Origin of the sequence: Streptococcus suis YS161, assembly GCF_002760245.1 — a bacterium.
Lineage (GTDB): Bacteria > Bacillota > Bacilli > Lactobacillales > Streptococcaceae > Streptococcus > Streptococcus suis_I.
Genome location: NZ_ASCA01000050.1, coordinates 19,134 through 35,285, shown reverse-complemented (window position 1 = coordinate 35,285; position 16,152 = coordinate 19,134). Strand labels below are relative to the sequence as shown.

Annotated in this window: 15 protein-coding genes; 13 read left to right on the top strand and 2 right to left on the bottom strand. The window is 40.7% G+C overall.

Annotation, left to right across the window (positions count from 1 at the left end):
* Positions 1–118: 118 nt before the first annotated feature.
* The 8 genes from nox to SST111_RS06725 all read left to right on the top strand — a co-directional run bounded on the left by nox (position 119) and on the right by SST111_RS06725 (position 8,994).
* Complete coding sequence (nox, locus tag SST111_RS06765; RefSeq protein WP_024378535.1) at positions 119–1,486, top strand: H2O-forming NADH oxidase; 1,368 nt, start codon at positions 119–121, stop codon at positions 1,484–1,486.
* 553 nt (positions 1,487–2,039) lie between these two features.
* Positions 2,040–4,319: a DNA helicase PcrA gene (gene pcrA / locus SST111_RS06760; RefSeq protein WP_099810451.1), complete on the top strand. Its 2,280-nt coding sequence runs from the start codon at positions 2,040–2,042 to the stop codon at positions 4,317–4,319.
* Positions 4,320–4,321: 2 nt separating this feature from the next.
* A complete protein-coding gene (locus SST111_RS06755; RefSeq protein WP_099810450.1) occupies positions 4,322–4,708 on the top strand; it encodes a hypothetical protein in 387 nt (128 codons plus the stop codon).
* A gap of 315 nt (positions 4,709–5,023) precedes the next feature.
* The gene (locus SST111_RS06750) at positions 5,024–5,707 is read left to right on the top strand and encodes a YjjG family noncanonical pyrimidine nucleotidase (RefSeq protein ID WP_099810449.1); all 684 of its coding nucleotides are present in this window, start codon (positions 5,024–5,026) and stop codon (positions 5,705–5,707) included.
* Between the two features lie 68 nt (positions 5,708–5,775).
* Positions 5,776–6,540 (top strand): CPBP family intramembrane glutamic endopeptidase, encoded by a 765-nt coding sequence (locus tag SST111_RS06745; protein ID WP_099810448.1) that lies wholly within the window; start codon positions 5,776–5,778, stop codon positions 6,538–6,540.
* Positions 6,541–6,782: 242 nt separating this feature from the next.
* Positions 6,783–7,034, top strand: coding sequence for a phage holin (locus tag SST111_RS06740; protein WP_024415899.1), 252 nt, complete (start codon positions 6,783–6,785; stop codon positions 7,032–7,034).
* A 672-nt stretch (positions 7,035–7,706) separates the two neighbouring features.
* Entirely contained in the window at positions 7,707–8,462 is a 756-nt protein-coding gene (gene ldcB, locus SST111_RS06730) for an LD-carboxypeptidase LdcB/DacB (protein WP_099810446.1), read from the top strand.
* A gap of 88 nt (positions 8,463–8,550) precedes the next feature.
* Positions 8,551–8,994, top strand: coding sequence for a VOC family protein (locus tag SST111_RS06725; RefSeq protein ID WP_002935466.1), 444 nt, complete (start codon positions 8,551–8,553; stop codon positions 8,992–8,994).
* Positions 8,995–9,016: 22 nt separating this feature from the next.
* Here SST111_RS06725 and SST111_RS06720 read toward each other — a convergent pair whose 3' ends face one another.
* Positions 9,017–10,627 carry a hypothetical protein gene (locus SST111_RS06720; protein ID WP_044751742.1) on the bottom strand — a complete coding sequence of 537 codons (1,611 nt, stop codon included), beginning with the start codon at positions 10,625–10,627 and terminating at the stop codon, positions 9,017–9,019.
* Complete coding sequence (locus tag SST111_RS06715) at positions 10,624–11,367, bottom strand: ABC transporter ATP-binding protein (protein WP_024376507.1); 744 nt, start codon at positions 11,365–11,367, stop codon at positions 10,624–10,626. The genes SST111_RS06720 and SST111_RS06715 overlap by 4 nt, the downstream gene beginning before the upstream one ends.
* Positions 11,368–11,607: 240 nt before the next feature.
* On the opposite strand from SST111_RS06715, the gene uvrC reads away from it, so the two are divergent.
* From uvrC to SST111_RS06690, 5 genes are all read left to right on the top strand, one after another.
* Positions 11,608–13,377 carry an excinuclease ABC subunit UvrC gene (gene uvrC, locus SST111_RS06710; RefSeq protein WP_099810445.1) on the top strand — a complete coding sequence of 590 codons (1,770 nt, stop codon included), beginning with the start codon at positions 11,608–11,610 and terminating at the stop codon, positions 13,375–13,377.
* Positions 13,378–13,536: 159 nt separating this feature from the next.
* A complete protein-coding gene (locus tag SST111_RS06705) occupies positions 13,537–13,920 on the top strand; it encodes a hypothetical protein (RefSeq protein ID WP_099810444.1) in 384 nt (127 codons plus the stop codon).
* 171 nt (positions 13,921–14,091) lie between these two features.
* Positions 14,092–14,220 (top strand): DUF4044 domain-containing protein, encoded by a 129-nt coding sequence (locus tag SST111_RS06700; protein ID WP_002943675.1) that lies wholly within the window; start codon positions 14,092–14,094, stop codon positions 14,218–14,220.
* 205 nt (positions 14,221–14,425) lie between these two features.
* On the top strand, positions 14,426–15,739 hold the full coding sequence (gene obgE, locus SST111_RS06695) for a GTPase ObgE (protein ID WP_099810443.1): 1,314 nt from the start codon (positions 14,426–14,428) through the stop codon (positions 15,737–15,739).
* Between the two features lie 187 nt (positions 15,740–15,926).
* Entirely contained in the window at positions 15,927–16,091 is a 165-nt protein-coding gene (locus SST111_RS06690) for a hypothetical protein (RefSeq protein ID WP_014638044.1), read from the top strand.
* Positions 16,092–16,152 lie beyond the last annotated feature (61 nt).

The window sequence follows — 16,152 nt, the reverse complement described above, 5'->3', positions numbered from 1 at the left end:
TTCAAAAACTTTTTGAAAAAAATGTGATATTCTGAGCAAAAATTTTGTAATCGGTATCATTTTTAGTGTATAATAGACTTTGTAAAAAAATATATTTTCGAAAGTGAGATTTCACATTATGGCTAAAATCGTTGTTGTCGGTGCTAACCATGCTGGTACTGCCGCAATCAAAACTATGTTGACAAATTATGGTCAAGAAAACGAAATCGTTGTATTTGACCAAAACTCAAATATTTCATTCTTGGGTTGTGGTATGGCTTTGTGGATTGGTGAGCAAATTGGCGGTCCTGAAGGACTTTTCTACTCAAACAAAGAAGAGTTGGAGAGCTTGGGCGCGACAGTATACATGGAGTCACCTGTTACAAATATTGACTACGATGCAAAAACAGTTACTGCACTTGTAAATGGTCAAGAACATGTTGAATCATTTGAAAAACTTCTTTTCGCAACTGGTTCACAACCTATCTTGCCACCAATCAAAGGAGCTGAAATCAAAGAAGGTTCTCTTGAATTTGAAGCAACTCTTGAAAACTTGCAATTCGTAAAATTGTACCAAAACTCAGCAGATGTTATTGAAAAATTGAAAAACAAAGACATCAACCGCGTAGCAGTAGTTGGTGCTGGTTACATCGGTGTTGAGCTTGCAGAAGCATTCCAACGTAAAGGTAAAGAAGTTATCCTTATCGACGTTGTAGATACATGTTTGGCTGGGTACTATGACCGCGACTTGTCAGACCTTATGGCTAAAAACTTGGAAGAGCATGGTATTCAACTTGCCTTTGGCGAAACTGTTCAAGAAGTTGCTGGTGATGGCAAAGTTGAGAAAATCATCACTGACAAGAATGAATACGATGTTGACATGGTTATCTTGGCTGTTGGTTTCCGTCCAAACACTGCATTTGCAGGTGAAGGAATTGAGCGCTTCCGTAATGGTGCCTTCCTTGTAAACAAACGCCAAGAAACTTCAATCCCAGGCGTTTATGCTATCGGTGACTGTGCAACTATCTACGACAACGCTACTGGCGACACAAGCTACATCGCTTTGGCTTCAAACGCAGTACGTACTGGTATCGTAGCAGCTCACAACATCTGTGGCACTGACCTTGAAGGTATCGGTGTACAAGGTTCTAACGGTATCTCTATCTATGGTCTTAACCTTGTATCAACAGGTTTGACACTTGAAAAAGCTACTCGTCTTGGTTTGAACGCTGCTGTTACTGAAGTAACAGACAACCAAAAACCAGAATTCATGGAGCATGGTAACTTCCCAGTTACAATCAAGATTGTTTACGATAAAGATTCACGTCGTATCCTTGGTGCGCAAATGGCTGCTCGTGAAGACATCTCATTGGGTATCCACCTCTTCTCATTGGCAATCCAAGAAGGCGTAACAATCGAAAAATTGGCATTGACAGACTTGTTCTTCTTGCCACACTTCAACAAACCTTACAACTACATCACAGTAGCTGCCTTGGGTGCTGAATAATTAATTGAATACAAAAGCTCAGAGATGACTCTGGGCTTTTTTGCTCGCCATCTATCACATTGCAACTGCTTATCGAGTGATTTTTTGGTATAATGGAGAGAATGATTATAACGAACCTGTATTCACAGTGTAGTACTTCTATCTAAGGCTAGTTTTTCAGCTACTCATCGTTAGTTTTTTCAAAATATAGTCTTTTAGTTTACTTTTAGTACTCGCTCCAACTATCTGGTAGATAGTTGGAGGTTGGAAATAAAGCGAACAAAGTTCGCATCAACAGCCGCAGGCATAACTCAATGCTTTCTTGTTTCTAGACATTGACTTGAAACAGTCCCCCAGACTGTTTCAATCAGGCAAGGCGAGTTCAAACACTCCAGTGGAGTGTTTGAAGTTGGAAATAGGGAAACGAAGTTTTCTCGTACGTCGAAGTAATAAAAGAAAAACTAAATGACGATACAGTTGGTATTCCTTCAAAAAACTGCCTTGATTAGCGAAAAACTATCTCTTATTTAAAAGCACTCCACTTGTAATACATGTTCTAAGAAAGTATGAGAAAATGAACCCATTATTAAACGGAATGAATGATAGACAGGCGGAAGCGGTGCAGACAACTGAAGGTCCGCTCTTGATTATGGCAGGTGCCGGTTCAGGTAAGACGCGAGTCTTAACACACCGCATTGCCTACTTGATTGATGAGAAAATGGTCAATCCTTGGAATATTTTGGCTATTACCTTTACAAACAAGGCGGCGCGTGAGATGAAGGAGCGGGCCTACGCCCTCAATCCTGCTACGCAAGACTGTTTGATTGCTACCTTCCACTCCATGTGTGTGCGGATTTTGCGTCGGGATGCTGACCATATTGGTTATAATCGCAATTTTACCATTGTCGATCCAGGCGAGCAACGTAGCCTCATGAAACGGATTTTAAAAAGTCTCAATCTAGATCCGAAAAAGTGGAGTGAACGTTCTATCCTGGGAACCATTTCCAATGCCAAAAACGACTTGATTGATGACAAGGCATTTGAAGCGCAGGCAGGCGACCTATACACGCAGATTGTTGCTAAATGCTACACGGCTTATCAAAAGGAACTAAGACAGTCAGAAGCCGTTGACTTTGATGATTTAATCATGTTGACGCTCCGCCTTTTTGACCAAAATCCAGATGTCCTGACCTATTACCAGCAGAAATTCCAGTATATCCATGTCGATGAGTATCAGGATACCAACCATGCCCAGTACCAATTGGTCAAGCTCCTGGCATCACGTTTCAAGAATATCTGCGTGGTCGGTGATGCGGACCAGTCTATCTATGGTTGGCGTGGTGCGGATATGCAAAATATCCTGGACTTTGAAAAGGACTATCCAGAGAGCAAGGTTGTGCTTTTGGAGGAAAACTATCGTTCGACCAAGAACGTCTTGCAGGCTGCCAATGAGGTCATCGAAAACAACCGCAATCGACGTCCCAAAAAACTCTGGACACAGAATGCCCAAGGGGATTTGATTACTTACTATCGTGCCAGAGATGAGAATGATGAGGCGATTTTTGTCGCAGGGCAGATTGACCAGTTGTACCGAGAAGGCAAGGCTTATAAGGATTTTGCAGTTCTCTATCGTACCAATGCCCAATCCCGTACCATTGAAGAAGCCCTGCTCAAGTCCAATATCCCTTATACCATGGTTGGAGGCACCAAGTTCTACAGCCGTAAGGAAATCCGGGATGTGATTTCTTATTTGAATATCATCGCAAATCCATCGGATAATATCTCCTATGAACGGATTGTCAATGAGCCAAAACGTGGCGTTGGACCTGGTACGGTTGACAAACTCCGTGATTTTGCGACCAGCCACAGCATGTCCTTGCTAGAAGCTTCTCAGGATATTATGTTATCGCCGATTAAAGGTAAGGCAGCACAGGCAGTCTTTGACCTAGCCAATCTCCTCTATAATCTTCGCAATCAATTAGACAATTTGACGGTTACCCAAGTAGTCGAGGCAGTATTGCACCAAACAGGCTACATCGATGCCCTTGCAGCACAAAATACGCTGGAAGCAAATGCCCGCATTGAAAACATCCAGGAATTCCTATCTGTTACCAAAAACTTTGATGAAAAGGATGTTGAGGAAGAAGAGACAGGTCTGGATCGCTTGACACGCTTCCTGCTTGATTTGGCACTGATTGCTGACACAGATGATGGCGATACAGAATCTTCAGAAGTGACTCTTATGACCCTCCACGCAGCCAAAGGGCTGGAATTTCCTGTTGTCTTCTTGATTGGTATGGAGGAAAATGTCTTCCCACTTAGTCGTGCAGCAGAAGAAGAGGACGAATTGGAAGAAGAACGTCGTTTGGCTTACGTAGGAATCACCCGTGCTGAGCAGACTCTTTACCTGACCAATGCCAATTCTCGACTCCTTTTCGGTCGCACCAACTACAACCAACCAAGCCGCTTTATCCGCGAAATTTCCAGTGACTTGCTTGATTATCAAGGCCTTGCTCGTCCAGCCAATACTAGCTTTAAGGCTTCTTATGTCAATGGCAGAGCGACACAGTTTGGACAAGGCATGAGTTTGCAACAAGCCATGCAAAGTCGAAAAGCATCCGTACAACCATCCGTCAAGCTCGGAGGCAGTATGCCCTTCGCATCAAGCAACCAATCGTCAAGCTCAGGCACCAACTGGTCAGTTGGTGACATCGCAGTCCACAAGAAATGGGGTCGTGGAACTGTTCTTGAAGTATCAGGTTCAGGCAGCAATCAAGAACTCAAAATCAATTTCCCAGAAATGGGCCTCAAAAAAGTCTTGGCAAGCTTAGCACCGATAAGTAAGGAAGAGTAGGGATGAATCTTCAGGTACAATTTTTTCAAAATGATGTTATAAAAGCCATCAAGGGAGGGGTATACCAAATTTCACTTCAGAAAGTTGATGGTGAACGGTGTGTCTTGTATATCGGTGAATCATTTTCTATGCTGATAAGATGTGCCCAGCATTTATACCAATTAAGAAAAAATCCATTATATTTCGGTATGAATGATGAGATACTACGTAGTCAAAATCTTATCTTAGCTTTTGAAGTTTTGCACGAAGAAGTTAAGATGGGTATCAGAAGAAATAAGGAAAAAGAATATATAAAAAACATTGCACCTCTGTTACAGAGTGGACTTATTGATCGTATGTTACCCATTTCTAGAAAAAAAGAAGCGGTGGCTAATTTTCTGGAAATATAGATAGTGATTAAAATACAATGCATTAAATGTGTTGTATTTTTTTTATTCATACTCTTCGAAAATCAAAAGTAGACTAGGAAACGAAGCCGATGATAGAACTCTGTTGCTTTCTTATTTCAAGGCAACAGGCTAAAAAGCTCCACAGGAGCTTTTCACTCATCGAGGCAAGTTGACAACGTTTTAAAGAGTATGAAATCTGAAAAACAGTATAATAGAGCCTAGGACACGGAGCTATTTTTTTAGAAACTGTGGTATACTTTAGATATACTGCCTGACATCGTTTCAGTAGTTTCTGCTTAGAAAGGACTTATCATCTTGCAATACAAACACTTACTCTTTGATCTTGACCATACTCTTCTTGATTTTAGCCGTGGAGAAGAAGTAGCCTTAACCCAGTTTTTGACAGCTATGGAGGTTGAAGATATTCAAGCTTTTAAAGATGTCTATCGCCCTCTAAATCAAGGCATGTGGAAGGACTTAGAAAAAGGTCTTATTACTAAAAAAGAGTTGATTGATACGCGATTTTCTAGAACCTTTGCCCACTTTGGTCGGCAAGTTGATGGAAGGGAGATGGCCTTGCGCTACCAAGAATTTATTGGGCGGCAGGGACAAATTTTTACAGGTGCAGATAAGCTTTTGCAGGAATTGACACACCGAGGCTACCAGATTTATGCAGCGACCAACGGCGTGACCTATATACAGGAAAATCGCTTGCTTCACTCACCGATTCAATCGTATTTTAAAGAAGTATTTATTTCTGAGCAGATGGGGACGCAAAAGCCTGCGGCTGATTTTTATGAAAAAATAGCAGAGCAGATTTCAGGTTTTCAGTTTGACCAAGCCTTAATGATTGGAGACAGTTTGACAGCAGATATTCAAGGCGGCAATAATGCTGGCATGGATACTGTTTGGTACAATCCGACTCATATGATAAATAATAGTAAGGCAGTTCCAACCTATACAATCAGTAGCTATCAAGAATTATTAGACTTACTATAGAATGTTTTAAAAATTCTATAAAATTTTTCGTATATTTGTAATAAAAAATACACTATAAGGAGGAAAAAGTGAAAAGCTTACTGAGACGCATTCGTCCAATAAAGCCCTTAAAAGAACTCACTTGGATAGACTTGATTATTATCACAATGATTTTATGTGGTAACGCTATTTATACCTCAACCATGCAATGGATAGCATCATTTTCCGCAACAGAAACCGTTGAAACAGGAGTTCTGTCGTTTAGTCCAGCCGATAATTGGTGGGCTCTAGCTAATCAAGGAAAATTATTCCTGTTTGCCCTGGTGTATTTATTGATTCGGAATTATGATTTCAAGCAGCTAAAAGTAAAATTAGAGTGGAGAGTTTTGCTCTGGGGACCACTGATTTTCATCGGTGCTGGTCTGATTAGCGATTTGGCATTTACAGCTTTTTCATATATTCCAGATCTGTCTGGTGGGTATAATTTCCTCGGATACTTGCCTTACTATGACTGGAATATCATGACAGTGCTCAACCGTTTCCTAGCTGTTGACTACAGTACAGTTATCTATTCCTTGTTTAATGGCTTCTATGAAGAGTTCTTTTTCTTAGGCTTATTGTTGAGTACAGATAAGAAAAAGCGTTCGCTGGTCTTACTCTTTTCAACAATTGTCCGTATATCTTTCCATACCTATCAAGGAATGGTATCTGCTCTTGTTATTGGGGTAGCCTTCGGTCTTTTCTATTACTACATGTACACAAGGAAAAATGATAATTTATTGCCATATTTCTTAGGGCATGCTCTTGCGGATATGGTTGGTACAAGTTTCTTCTCATTGTTTATTGCAGGGTAAACAATGAGAAGAACGGACATCAAGCTAATCGGATAAAATTTCTTTCTCCCTACAGCTGACAAACGGATGATGATATGTAGTTTCTATCAACTCGGTATCATCACCCGTTTTATTGTGCTGATATATTTAATCTGTTCAGTCAAATTTCGATTGCTTTATCATATTTTTTATCCCATATTTTTTTGAATTAACGGTTTATTTATGTTAAAATGTATTTTTATACATCAAAAAGGAGTATAGATATGAAACAAATAAAGAATCGTTTAAAAAAACATATGTTTTGGATTGGACTCATTTCGTTAGTATTGATGCTCGTTGATAATGTCCTATTTTGTTATTTTAATATTGAATGTAGTCGTACCTTAAACCAAATCGAGCAGACGATTTGTATCATCCTTAGTATTCTTGTATTTTTAGGAGTGCTAAATAATAAACCGGATGTGAAGGTAGAAGACATCACAAAAAACGGTATGTCATCTAAAAATCAACAATAATGTTTGTTTAGAAACTACTAATGAGGTATCTAGTTGTACTTACAGTTCAGTATCTCTAGCTAATACTAATTTTTCAAAATACAGTCAGTATTTCCTCAAAAACTATTTGTATATGAATCACTTTACTTGTGAATACGACTATTTAACATCATATATGTCTGAGGCTGGGCAAAAAGCCCAGGACCACTACTCAGAGTTCGTGTCAATATCTCAGCGCAGTGGTTGATTGGGTTTAACAGTCCAGTGGACTGTTAAAGGTTGGAGATAGTATTTGCGAAGCAAATCTCAGCAATTCGTGTTTTGCACTCCAAATATGGCCATTACGACTGATGCGAACAGAGTTCGCTTCATTTCCAACCTCCAACAGTCACTACTCTGACTGTTGGAGCTATGCGGGGGTGGGAGTGAAACAGTCTGGGAATAGACTGTTTCAGCTCAACAACTAGAAATAAAGACTTGTTGACGAACTCTTTTTATTTTGGTCGAGTTCTTTCCCACTCCCGTTTCTATTTATGACATGTATGTTATCGTGAATACCACTACTTGAAGGAAAAGAATCGAGAGAAATTCAATGAACACTAAAAATATCAATAGTAGTTAAAATCATAAGCCGTTATTAGACGGAGTTTTATGATTGTGCTACAATAGACATAATTATAAGAGAACGGGGTGATGATAATGAAACGTACTATTCTATTATGCTTGCCGACAATACTGTTACTAGCAGCATGTCATCAAAATACAAATCAGGCCAATACTACAAAAAATTCGTCAACAGTTGTTTCGACTACTTCAAGTCAGTCTGCTTCAACAACTTCGGAGCAGTCAACAAGCAGCTCTACATCGGCGGAAACGAATCAAGAAGTAACAAGTACAGAGACTCAGGTAAATTTTAACGGTTCCTATTATAGTGTACAAGGAAAATATGGAGAAGTGATTATCGCAAATAAAAAGCATCCGCTTGCAGCTGATTATGCACCGGGCGAAAATCCTGAAGCCTTAGCAGCTTTTCAACGATTAATAGCAGATATGCAGGCGCTAGGATTTGGTATCTCCAATAACTATAGTGGATTTCGTTCCTATGAAACTCAGGCAAGTCTCTACCAGTCTTATGTAAATCAGGAAGAACAAGCAGCGGCAGATAGGTATTCTGCAAGAGCGGGATATAGTGAACATCAGACAGGATTAGCCTTTGATTTATTGGATACAAGTGGTAATTTATTAGAAGAGCCTAATGCTTCTCAGTGGTTGGCTACGAATGCACATCTATATGGCTTTATTGTCCGCTATCTTCCAGGAAAAGAGTCTAGCACAGGCTATATGGCAGAATCCTGGCATGTGCGATATATTGGTCAAGAAGCGACAGATATTTACAATTCAGGCTTGACCTTGGAAGAATATTTTGGTGTACCAGGTGGAGATTACTAATTTTACATTTAGTCAGAAATAAGTCGAAAAATTTGTCCGTATAACTAACTCGTGATATAATAAACCATCATAATTTTGGAGGTCCATCATGCTTAAAGCAATGGAAGTATACTTGGTTACTAATGGTAATGGTTTGGAAGCCATCGAGTTTTATAAAAATGCTCTTGGGGCAACAGTTGAGCAAGTAAATCTATTTAAAGATTTCTTACCAGACTGCCCTGCTGAACTAGAAAATTACGTGATGAATGCACAGTTTCGTTTGAATGGTCAACGGTTTATGTTGTCAGACAACAACCCAGAAATGCCTTACACAGTAGGTGACAATATTACAGTTGCGCTTATCACAGACGATGCTGAGACAGCGCAGGAACTATACAGCAAGTTATCCGTAGATGCAACGGCTATCAATATGGAACTTCAAGCAGTTCCTTGGTCTCCTGCCTATGGTAATGTAACAGACAAGTTTGGTATCTCTTGGCAAATCAATGCTGAAGTAGAAGGCTACGGTCAGGAATATTACGCAGAAAACTAAAATAGATTGGACAACGTCCAATCTATTTTAGTTTTTGCCAATAAGCTTTGTAGATATAAAGTTGAAGAGCAGCAGATAGAACAAATAGTAAGGTCATCAAGGCTGAGCTTACATAAGCTGCGCCAATAGTGCCAGCTAATATGATGCTGACAACTAGAATAATGGCTCCGAGAAACATTGTTCCTATGATCGATCCAGCGATTAACCATTGCCCCGCTCCGCGACCAAATAACTGGTTACTATTTTGCCAGTTGAGCATGAGGAGTCGTTGGTCACGCCAGTAATAAATTTGACCAGTTAGCAGGGCTGAAATGATGATGCCTACTGTAAAGAAGACTGCTAGAATGAGTTTGACTTTCATGAAACCTAGAGCCAAAGCAAAGTAAAGTAGAGTTGGTAGCGCGAATTGTACCGCAGCCAATACCCAGAATTTTTGGATGATAAATTTTTTGAAACTAATAGGAAGCGTTCGAATGAAATGATAATTTTCCTTCTCCAATGACATGGCCACTCCGATGAAGGTTGTAGAACCAGCAAATAGACTGCCAAGCAAGAATCCAGCTAATAGAGCAATACCAAAGAAATCCCATCCAACTGAACTTAGACCACCATTTTCCGTGAAACGGCTAAAACTTGGAAAAAGCGCCACTCCCATGATGATTGGTTGTATCATGGTTTGGACCATGAGGTTGCTATCTTTAAGAGTAGATAGGTGGTGTTTCACTAAAGCCTGATTGAGATTGCTAGGAATCTTGGCAGACTTAGCATTATTGGTCCGTTTTGTCGAAGCATTTTCAATCGCCAAAACTTGATTAAAGTAGTTGGGAATGACAGTTTTAAACGCAAACACAATAAGTCCAAACATCAAAATGAGAGGAAGTCCAAAATGAAGGAGTGTTTCTAGTGATATAGTATGGCTGACCAGGTAATGGAATCCAGCAAATATGGGTATGATAGGAAAATCAACAAAGCCACCGGATTCGAGTGAAACGGTCTGCTGAGATTGCAGGAACATGAGCGCAGCAAAAGCCAGCAAGGAAGAACCTGTCATCAGGATTGTAGAAATCAATGTTTTACGAGGGCTTTTTGTCAGAACTTCCCCAACAAAGTGCATGATAATCAGATTGACTAAATTTACTAAAATCCAGAGAATCAAAAAGGAAGGAATGGAAGCTAAGGCGAGGAGCGGACCGCCAATTTGCCAGTAAGTGATTAGAAGTAAAGACAGACACGGCATGAGGAAGGGTAGGACCATCCCTTGTGCAGAGAGGATTTTAGCGAGGAAGACTTCTTGTGGCTTCAGGGGAAGTGCTAAATACAACTTTGTATCCTTACTATCGTAGAAAACGGAGAAGAAACCTGTAAAACCGTAGACAATGGCAATAATGGTAAAGAGCGCTAGTTGCAGAGAAAAGAAACCGATAGACTGACTATAATCTACTCCCATGAAAAAGACAGAATAGAGAAGTCCGAAACTCAAAACCATAAATACTTGTTGCAAGAGGACACTTTTATAGGCTGAAAAGGAGGCGTCTTTGCGCTTACTTTGTTTCTTCTTGACGGAAGCTAGAAGTTGAGGGTTGGAATAAAGAATATTAATCTTTACTAGTTCCCAAATGATGGATTTACTCATACTTCCTCACCTGCCTTCACTTGTTGGCGCCCAGCTAATTCCAAATAGATGGTCTCCAAATCTTTATCTGGATACTGTGATTTGAGTTCATCAAGACTTCCTACGAAAATGAGTTGCCCTTTTCGGAGAATAGCAATGCGGTCACAGAGTTGTTCAGCCACTGAAAGGACGTGTGTAGAAAATAGAACGGTGTGACCAGATTGAGCATGTTCTTTCATCATTTGTTTTAGGTCGAAAGAGGCCTGAGGATCCAGTCCAGTTAGGGGTTCATCCAAAATCCAAATATCAGGGTTAGGGATTAATGCACCAATAATAATGGTTTTCTGACGCATACCGTGTGAAAAACTATCAATAGGCTCATGCTGGCGCGCTGTCATATCAAATAGACTAGAGAGTTTAGCGATACGGTCATCAACTGTATCCTTTTGTACACCATAGACCTTGCCCATAAAGTGCCAGTATTCAAATGCTGTTAAGTGTAGGAAGATGTCTGGCGAATCTGGAACATAGGCTATCCGTTTCTTGACTTCATCGCGGTTCTCCTCTAGGTTTAAACCATCAACAGAGATAGTTCCATAACTGGCTTCGATTATCGAAGTCAATAGACTGATTGTCGTTGTTTTTCCTGCCCCATTGTGACCAATTAAACCGAAAATCTCGCCACTTTCAATTGTCAAATTTAGGTCATCAAGTGCGATTGTTTCGCCGTATGTTTTTGTGATATGGTCAAATTGTATCATAGTAACCTCCTTGTTATTCGTGAACTAAAAGTAGGGGCTTGCTAAGTAGTCCAAGCCGTATTCCAAATGTCCTTCGAATAATATATACAATTAATTACATTTATTATACTGCTTAATTAGTACAAAAGCAATAGTTTCTATCAATATTTTTGTAGTATGGATGTGGATATATTCCAAGAAGTCGAGTGTAAAAAGGAATGCAATAAGCTCGATTATCAGAAAATTTGCTATAATAGACCTATGAACGATTTAATCAAGCACAAGTTGGAGCTGCTTCCGGACAGTCCGGGTTGCTACCTCCATAAAAACAAGTACGGAAAGATTATCTATGTGGGTAAGGCCAAAAACCTGCGTAATCGGGTGCGGTCTTATTTTCGTGGTGCCCATGATACCAAGACAGAGGCCTTGGTGTCAGAGATTGCGGATTTTGAATTTATCGTGACGGATTCCAATATCGAGGCACTCTTGTTGGAAATCAATCTGATTCAGGAGAACAAGCCTCGTTATAACATCATGCTCAAGGACGATAAGTCCTATCCCTTCATCAAGATTACCAAGGAACGTCATCCACGGTTGATGATTACACGGCAGATTAAGAAGGATGGCGGTCAGTATTTTGGTCCCTATCCAGATGTGGGTGCGGCCAACCAGACCCTCAAACTATTGGAGCGCCTCTATCCTTTCCGCAAGTGTAAATTGCCTGAGAACAAGTATTGTCTTTATTATCATTTGGGGCAATGTTTGGCACATGGAGAAAATATGCCCAGCCTGTCTGACTATGACAAGATGGCCAAGGAAGTTGCCCAGTTCTTGACAGGTCATGATGATAAGATTGTCAAGGAAGTTCAGGACAAGATGAAGGCGGCTGCTGGCAATTTGGAATTTGAAAAGGCTGCGGAATATCGTGATGTCCTGCAATCTATTTCAACCCTACGGACCAAGCAACGAGTGATGGCTCACGACTTGCAAAATCGAGATGTCTTTGGCTACTACGTAGACAAGGGCTGGATGTGTGTGCAGGTTTTCTTTGTTCGGCAGGGGAAACTGATTGAGCGGAATGTCAATCTTTTTCCATATTATAACGATGCGGACGAAGACTTTTTGACCTACATCGGTCAGTTTTACAGGGACCAGCAACATTTGATTCCGTCAGAGGTCTTGATACCGCAGGATATTGACCAAGAAGCCGTAGAAGCTCTAGTAGATACCAAGGTCATCAAGCCTCAGCGTGGCGAGAAGAAGCAACTTATCAATTTGGCGACCAAGAATGCGCGTGTCAGTCTGGAGCAGAAGTTTAATCTTTTGGAGAAAAATCTGGAGAAGACCTACGGTGCGGTGGAGAATATCGGTCAGTTGCTGGGGATTCCGACGCCTGTGCGGATTGAGGCTTTTGATAACTCCAACATCATGGGGACCAGTCCTGTGTCGGCCATGGTGGTCTTTGAAAATGGGGTGCCTAATAAAAAAGAATACCGCAAGTATAAAATTAAGACGGTGGAGGGGCCAGATGACTATGCTTCCATGCGTGAAGTTTTGCAGCGGCGGTACAGTCGGGTACTGCGGGACGGTTTGACACCGCCTGATTTGATTATTATTGACGGTGGTCAGGGGCAGGTCAATGTCGCCAAGCAGGTCATCGAGCAGGAGTTGGGCATGTCCATTCCCATTGCAGGTTTGCAGAAGAATGACAAGCACCAGACCCACGAATTGCTCTTTGGCAATCCGCTAGAGGTGGTCGAGTTGCCTCGTAATTCTCAGGAATTTTTCCTCCTGCATCGGATTCAAGATGAAGTTCACCGCTTTGCTATTGAGTTTCATCGTCAGGTTCGGTCAAAAAATTCCTTCTCATCTAAATTGGACGGCATAGAAGGCTTGGGACCAAAACGCAAGCAGGCTTTGATGAAGCATTTCAAGTCCATTGGCAATATCCAGTCGGCCAGTCTACAAGAAATCGCAGAAGCAGGTGTGCCGTATAAGGTGGCGGAGTTGGTCAAGGAGAAGTTGAAGTAAAACCAAACGGTGTAATAATATCCAAAAATCTAATAAAAATACATCGAAATACTTTATAATCTCGGTGATATATATTATAATATACATATAAAGCGCTTGATAAGCTACAATTTATTACTAATAAAATGATGCTATCAAATAGAGGGGTAGGTAAAGGCTATGCAAAGATATATCACTCATGCAGTTGGACTATTGTTCATATTGTGTATGCTACTGCCGTTTGCATATACTACGGACAGTGAAAGTTATTCTGTTATCCTTGTGTCAGGTTGGCGGTATTTCAGCCAAAACTTGTTTTCCCTGTCCTCTATTCTAATCTTTTTAGCTTTCTTTTTTATTAATTATCAAGCTAATAAAAATATTCAGCTGATTGTTTTTATCATGACTTTTATGGTTACATTGTATTTTTATTGCTTACCCATTCTGGCTCTAGGAGAAGAATTCTGGAGTCGTATAATCGAATTGCCTGTTGCTTATTACATTTGTGGTTTACTTATGATTGTTGGAGTTGGATTAAAAGTAAAACGTTTGGTATCTGGTTAATTGCCTAATATTTCTGAAAAGCACGAGGACTGTCTTTCTAGTCAGAAGCTGGAAAGCAGTCCTTTTAAGATAATCTGGTAAATCTTGTCTTCTGGTAGGTAGAGATGAGATTTGAAAGCTCTACTAATTTATGGTAAAATGAATTATCAATGACTGATTAAGGAGAAAGCAATGGCGTTCGGCGAAGAAAAACACAAGAAAACAACATTTGAAAAAGTAACTTTAGTAATTGTTGTCGTGATGGTTGTCGTGACATTAGCTGGCTTGATTTTACCAGCCATTAATGCATTGATGAATTAAGAATCTGTATTCACTGTTCAGCACTTCTATACTAAGGCTAGTTTTTAAGCACTCATCGTTAGTTTTTTTAAGAAAATACAGTCAGTATTTTGAAAAAACTACCTTGATTGGCTAAAAACGATTTCTTATATATAAGCACTTCGCTTGTGAATACAGGTCTAAAACGCTTTTAAGCGTTTTTTTCTAGGAAAGAATAGGGTAAATTATGAGTATGTTTTTAGATACCGCCAAGATTAAGGTCAAGGCAGGTAAGGGAGGCGATGGGATGGTCGCCTTCCGCCGTGAAAAGTATGTACCTAATGGCGGTCCTTGGGGCGGTGATGGTGGCCGTGGCGGAGACGTTGTTTTTGTTGTAGATGAAGGCTTGCGTACTCTCATGGACTTCCGTTACAACCGTCGTTTTAAAGCTGACGATGGCGAAAAAGGGATGACCAAAGGCATGCATGGTCGTGGTGCGGAAGACCTGATTGTTCGAGTACCACAGGGGACAACTGTTCGTGATGCGGATACTGGCAAGGTCATCACCGACTTGGTTGAAAATGGTCAAGAATTTGTCATTGCCCACGGTGGTCGTGGTGGTCGTGGAAATATTCGTTTTGCGACACCTAAGAATCCAGCGCCTGAGATTTCTGAAAATGGAGAACCAGGTGAGGAGCGCAATCTTGAATTAGAATTGAAAGTGTTGGCTGATGTAGGTCTTGTAGGTTTCCCATCAGTTGGAAAATCAACGCTTCTCAGTGTTATTACAGCAGCTAAACCTAAAATTGGTGCCTACCATTTTACAACCATTGTGCCAAATTTGGGAATGGTTCGGACCAAATCTGGCGAGTCATTTGCTGTGGCAGACTTACCAGGTTTGATTGAGGGTGCTAGTCAAGGTGTTGGATTGGGAACGCAATTCCTTCGTCACATCGAGCGGACACGTGTTATCTTGCATGTTTTGGACATGTCAGCAAGTGAAGGTCGTGATCCTTATGAAGATTACGTAGCCATCAACAATGAATTGGAAACCTACAATCTTCGCCTCATGGAGCGTCCTCAGATTATCGTTGCCAACAAAATGGATATGCCAGAAGCGGCAGAAAATCTGGAAGAGTTCAAGAAGAAATTAGCAGCCAACTACGACGAGTTTGACGAACTGCCACAGATTTTCCCAATCTCAGGGATTGCTTACCAAGGTTTGGAAAATCTTTTGGAAGCCACAGCTGAGTTGCTAGAGAAAACGCCTGAATTCTTGCTCTACGAGGAATCAGATTTCCAAGAAGAGGAGGCTTACTATGGCTTTAACCCAGATGAGCCAGAATTTGACATCAGCCGTGCAGATGACGCAAGCTGGGTTCTATCTGGTGACAAACTAGAAAAACTCTTCACCATGACTAACTTTGATCGTGACGAATCTGTCATGAAATTTGCTCGCCAGTTGCGTGGCATGGGTGTCGATGAAGCCCTCCGTGCCCGTGGAGCCAAAGATGGTGACACAGTTCGCATCGGCAAGTTCGAATTTGAGTTTGTGGACTGAGACAGTCTGGAGCTAGACTGTCTCAGCCCGAGCCTAAAAATTCGAAAGCGAGGTAAGCAGTTTGACTGCAAGTTAACTTGCTAGTCAAACTACGCCAAGTCCTAGGGGGACCTTGGCTAGCTACCTTACTAATTTCATTCAGTTAATGATCGTTTGTATACAGTCTATAAAATAGTTGGAGGTTTATATGGGCGATAAACCAATATCCTTCAAGGATAAGGATGGAAATTTTGTCTCAGCAGCCGATGTATGGAATGCTGAGAAATTAGAAGAACTTTTTAATACACTTAATCCTAATCGAAAATTTCGTTTAGAAAGAGAACGATTGGCAAAGGAAAAAGAAAATAATTAAAATATAAAGAATTACCTTTCTGAAAAAATGGTCCATTGGACCATTTTTTTTGTTTGAATTT